Below are 3,554 nucleotides of genomic sequence, written 5' to 3'. Positions count from 1 at the left end.
AAGGCCGTCGGGGCGGTGGCGGCGGCCATCCTCGTCAAGCGCGGCCGGCTCGAGCTCGACGCGCCGGTCGGTGACGCGATCCCCGCCTTCGACGCCCTGCCGGTCCTCGACGGCTGGGACGGCGACACGCCGCGCCTGCGCCCGCAGCGCACCCGCGCCACGCTCCGCCATCTCCTCACCCACCGCTCCGGCGCCGCCTACGACAGCTGGAACGCCGACATGCTGCGCTACCGCCGGATCACCGGCCTGCCGAGCGTCCGCACCGGGCGGCTCGCCGCGCTCGAGCTGCCGCTCGCCTTCGATCCGGGCGAGGGCTGGGCCTACGGCATGGGGCTCGACTGGACCGGGCTCCTCGTCCAGGCGGTGGACGGGCGGCGGATCGACGCCTTCTGCCGCGAGGAGATCCTCGCGCCCCTCGGCATGACCGAGACCGACTTCGCGCTCGCCCCCGCGCTCGCCCCCCGCCTCGCCGCCCTCCGGGTGCGCGATGGCGCCGGCTTCGCCGTCGTGCCCGCCCCCACGCTGGTCGATCCCGAGTTCCACGGCCTCGGCCACGGGCTGATCGGCACCGCGCCCGACTACCTGCGCTTCCTGCGCATGCTGCTTCGCGGCGGCGAGCTCGACGGCCGCCGCCTCCTCGCCCCGGCGACCGTGGCCGGGCTCCTCGCCAACCAGCTCGGCACCCGGCGCCTCGGCATCTTCGCCACCGCCCAGCCGGCGGTCAGCGCCGACGTCGATTTCGGCCTCGGCAGCGATCTCACCTGGAGCCTGCTTGGCCTGCGCTCGGAGGCGCCGGTCCCCGGCCGCCGCGCCGCCGGCGCGCAGGGCTGGGGCGGCAGCATGAACACGCTCTACTGGCTCGACCCGGCGCGCGGCCGCGCCGGCATGCTGATGACCCAGTCCCGGCCCTATGCCGACCCGCGGGTGATGGCCGTCCTCGACGCCTTCGAGCGGGCGGTGCATGGCCTCTGACCGCAGCGTCCTCGTCACCGGCTGCTCCTCCGGCATCGGGCTCGACGCGGCGCGCACGCTGCGTGCCCGCGGCTGGCGGGTGCTCGCGACCTGCCGCAAGCCCGCCGACTGCGCCCGGCGCGTCGCCGAGGGCCTCGAGAGCTTCCCGCTCGACCTCGCCGACGAGGCGAACCTCGCCGCCGCCGCCGCGGAGGCGCTCGCCCGCACCGGCGGACGGATCGACGCCCTCGTCAACAACGGCGCCTTCGCCATCCCCGGCGCGGTCGAGGATCTGCCGCGGGCGGCCTTCCGCTCGATCTTCGAGACCAACCTCTTCGGCCAGCTCGACCTGACCAACCGGCTGCTCCCGGCGATGCGCGCGGCGGGGCAGGGCAGGGTGGTGATGATCTCCTCCGTCCTCGGCCTCGTCGCCGCCCCCTGGCGCGGCGCCTACGTGGCGACGAAGTTCGCCCTCGAGGGCGCGACCGACGCGCTCCGCCTCGAGCTGGCCGGCAGCGGGATCCACGCCATCCTGATCGAGCCCGGCCCGATCGGGACGCCCTTCCGCCGCAACTCGATCCCGCACTTCGAGCGGCATGTGGACTGGCAGGCCTCGCCGCACCGCGCCGCCTACGAGGAGAGCCTTCTCGCCCGCCTCTACGCCCCCGGGACGCGCCGGGACCGATTCGAGCTGCCGCCCGCCGCCGTCACCGCCCGCCTCCTCCACGCCCTCGAGAGCCCGCGCCCGCGGCCGCGCTACCATGTCACCGCGCCCACCCGCGCCGCCGGCCTGCTCCGGCGCCTCCTGCCCACCCGCGCGCTCGACGCCGTGGTGCGCGGCCGCTGAGCCGCCTTTGCAATGGCCGCCGAATCCGCTACTTCAACCGGCATGATCTACACCCCCCTCCTCTTCCTCGTCCCGATCGCCTGCCTGGCGGTGGTCGTGGTGCTGCTCATCGGGGTCGGCGGCTTCGCCCGGGGGGGCGAGTTCAACCGGAAATACGCGAACAAGCTCATGCAGTTGCGCATCCTCGCGCAGTTCATCGCGGTCGTGCTGATCGTGCTCGTCGTCTGGCTGGCGAAGCGCGGCGGCTGAACAGGGGCTGAACAGGGAGGCTGCCGCGCATGGTCGTGCTCAACCGCATCTACACCCGCACCGGCGACAAGGGCACGACGGCGCTCGGCGACGGCAGCCGGGTGCGGAAGGACGGCCTGCGCGTCGCCGCCTACGGCACGGTGGACGAGCTCAACTCCACCGTCGGCCTCGCGCGCCTCAACGCGGCCGGCGCGGCGGACGAGGCGCTCGAGCGGGTGCAGAACGACCTCTTCGACCTCGGCGCCGACCTCTGCACGCCGGACTTCGAGAACGACGCCGCCGCGAAGTACCCGCGCCTGCGCGTGGTCGCCGACCAGGTCACCCGCCTCGAGCGCGAGATCGACGCGATGAACGCCGACCTGAAGCCGCTGCGGAGCTTCGTGCTGCCCGGCGGCACCCCGCTCGCCGCGCACCTCCACCTCTCGCGCACCGTCTGCCGCCGCGCCGAGCGATGCACCGTCACCCTCGCCGAGGCCGAGACGGTCAACCCCGAGGCGGTGCGCTATCTCAACCGCCTCTCCGACTGGTTCTTCGTCGCCGCCCGCTTCGCCAACGACAGCGGCCGCGGCGACGTGCTCTGGGTGCCCGGCGCGAACCGCTGAGACGAGCCGCCGACCGCCGACCGCAGTCCGCGCCCCGCGAAGAGGTGATCGCCCGCGCTAACCAAAGGATCCCTCCGCCGGTTCCAAACCGCCCCGATTCACCCTACATTGACCAAAGGGTGCGCGGGTTCCTCCCCGCGCGAGGGGATAGGGGACGATGTTCACGCGCGAGCGCGTGCCGACCGGTTACACCCGGGCCGAGCTTCTGAGCGATGCGGCGGTGCATGTCACCGGGGTCGTCGCCGCGCTCGTCGCCGTCCCCGTCCTCGTCACGCTCGCCGCCATCTGGTTCGGCGACGCCACCACCGTCATCGCCGCCGCCGTCTACGGCGCGAGCCTGATCGCGATGCTCGTCTGCTCCGCCGCCAACAACATGATCCACGTCCCGGCACGCAAGGATCTGCTGCGCCGGATCGACCAGTCGGCGATCTACGTGAAGATCGCCGGCAGCTACACCCCGCTCGCGGTGCTGACCGGCACCCACGCCGGCATCTTCCTCGCCGGCATCTGGGGGGTGGCGCTCGCCGGAGCGTCGATGCGCATGCTGAGCCCGGCGCGGCTCAAGTGGGCGAGCATCCTGCTCTATCTCGGCCTCGGCTGGGCGGCGGCCTTCTTCGGCGGCCCGCTCTTCGCCGAACTCACGCCGACCGGCTTCCTGCTCATCCTCGTGGCGGGCAGCCTCTACACCCTCGGCGTCCTCTTCTTCGTCTGGGAGCGGCTCCCCTTCCACAACACGATCTGGCACATCTTCGTGCTGACCGCGACCTTCGTCCTCTACGCCGCCGTCCTCGTCGAGCTCTCCGAACGCGCCTTCGCCTGACCTCCTTTCGAGCGGCCAATCGTTAAGAGCAGGCACACTACACGACAGGGCTGGCTGAGGGCGGGATGAGGTGATCTTCTGGACG

The 3,554-nt window shown here is 73.1% G+C and carries 5 protein-coding genes; all 5 read left to right on the top strand.

Going from position 1 to position 3,554, the window contains the following annotated elements:
- On the top strand, positions 1-972 hold a 972-nt coding region (locus Q0112_RS05915; protein ID WP_297972719.1), incomplete at its 5' end, for a serine hydrolase.
- Positions 962-1,798, top strand: a complete 837-nt coding sequence (locus Q0112_RS05910; RefSeq protein ID WP_297972717.1) for an SDR family NAD(P)-dependent oxidoreductase — start codon at positions 962-964, stop codon at positions 1,796-1,798. The genes Q0112_RS05915 and Q0112_RS05910, both read left to right, overlap by 11 nt.
- A 42-nt stretch (positions 1,799-1,840) precedes the next feature.
- Positions 1,841-2,047 carry a twin transmembrane helix small protein gene (locus tag Q0112_RS05905; RefSeq protein WP_297972721.1) on the top strand — a complete coding sequence of 69 codons (207 nt, stop codon included), beginning with the start codon at positions 1,841-1,843 and terminating at the stop codon, positions 2,045-2,047.
- Between the two features lie 29 nt (positions 2,048-2,076).
- A complete protein-coding gene (locus Q0112_RS05900; RefSeq protein WP_297972715.1) occupies positions 2,077-2,649 on the top strand; it encodes a cob(I)yrinic acid a,c-diamide adenosyltransferase in 573 nt (190 codons plus the stop codon).
- A gap of 157 nt (positions 2,650-2,806) precedes the next feature.
- Positions 2,807-3,469 (top strand): hemolysin III family protein, encoded by a 663-nt coding sequence (locus Q0112_RS05895; protein ID WP_297972713.1) that lies wholly within the window; start codon positions 2,807-2,809, stop codon positions 3,467-3,469.
- Positions 3,470-3,554 lie beyond the last annotated feature (85 nt).

It is taken from the genome of uncultured Amaricoccus sp. (assembly GCF_937858865.1).
Classification (GTDB): Bacteria; Pseudomonadota; Alphaproteobacteria; order Rhodobacterales; family Rhodobacteraceae; genus Amaricoccus.
The sequence above is the reverse complement of the archived record's forward strand: the minus strand, read 5'-3'. Positions and strand labels throughout refer to the sequence as shown.

Bases quoted from the DNA above. Each gene is read 5' to 3' on its own strand.
- Q0112_RS05910 (WP_297972717.1), top strand. From the start codon at position 962: ATGGCCTCTGACCGCAGCGTCCTCGTCACCGGCTGCTCCTCCGGCATC.
- Q0112_RS05905 (WP_297972721.1), top strand. From the start codon at position 1,841: ATGATCTACACCCCCCTCCTCTTCCTCGTCCCGATCGCCTGCCTGGCG.
- Q0112_RS05900 (WP_297972715.1), top strand. From the start codon at position 2,077: ATGGTCGTGCTCAACCGCATCTACACCCGCACCGGCGACAAGGGCACG.
- Q0112_RS05895 (WP_297972713.1), top strand. From the start codon at position 2,807: ATGTTCACGCGCGAGCGCGTGCCGACCGGTTACACCCGGGCCGAGCTT.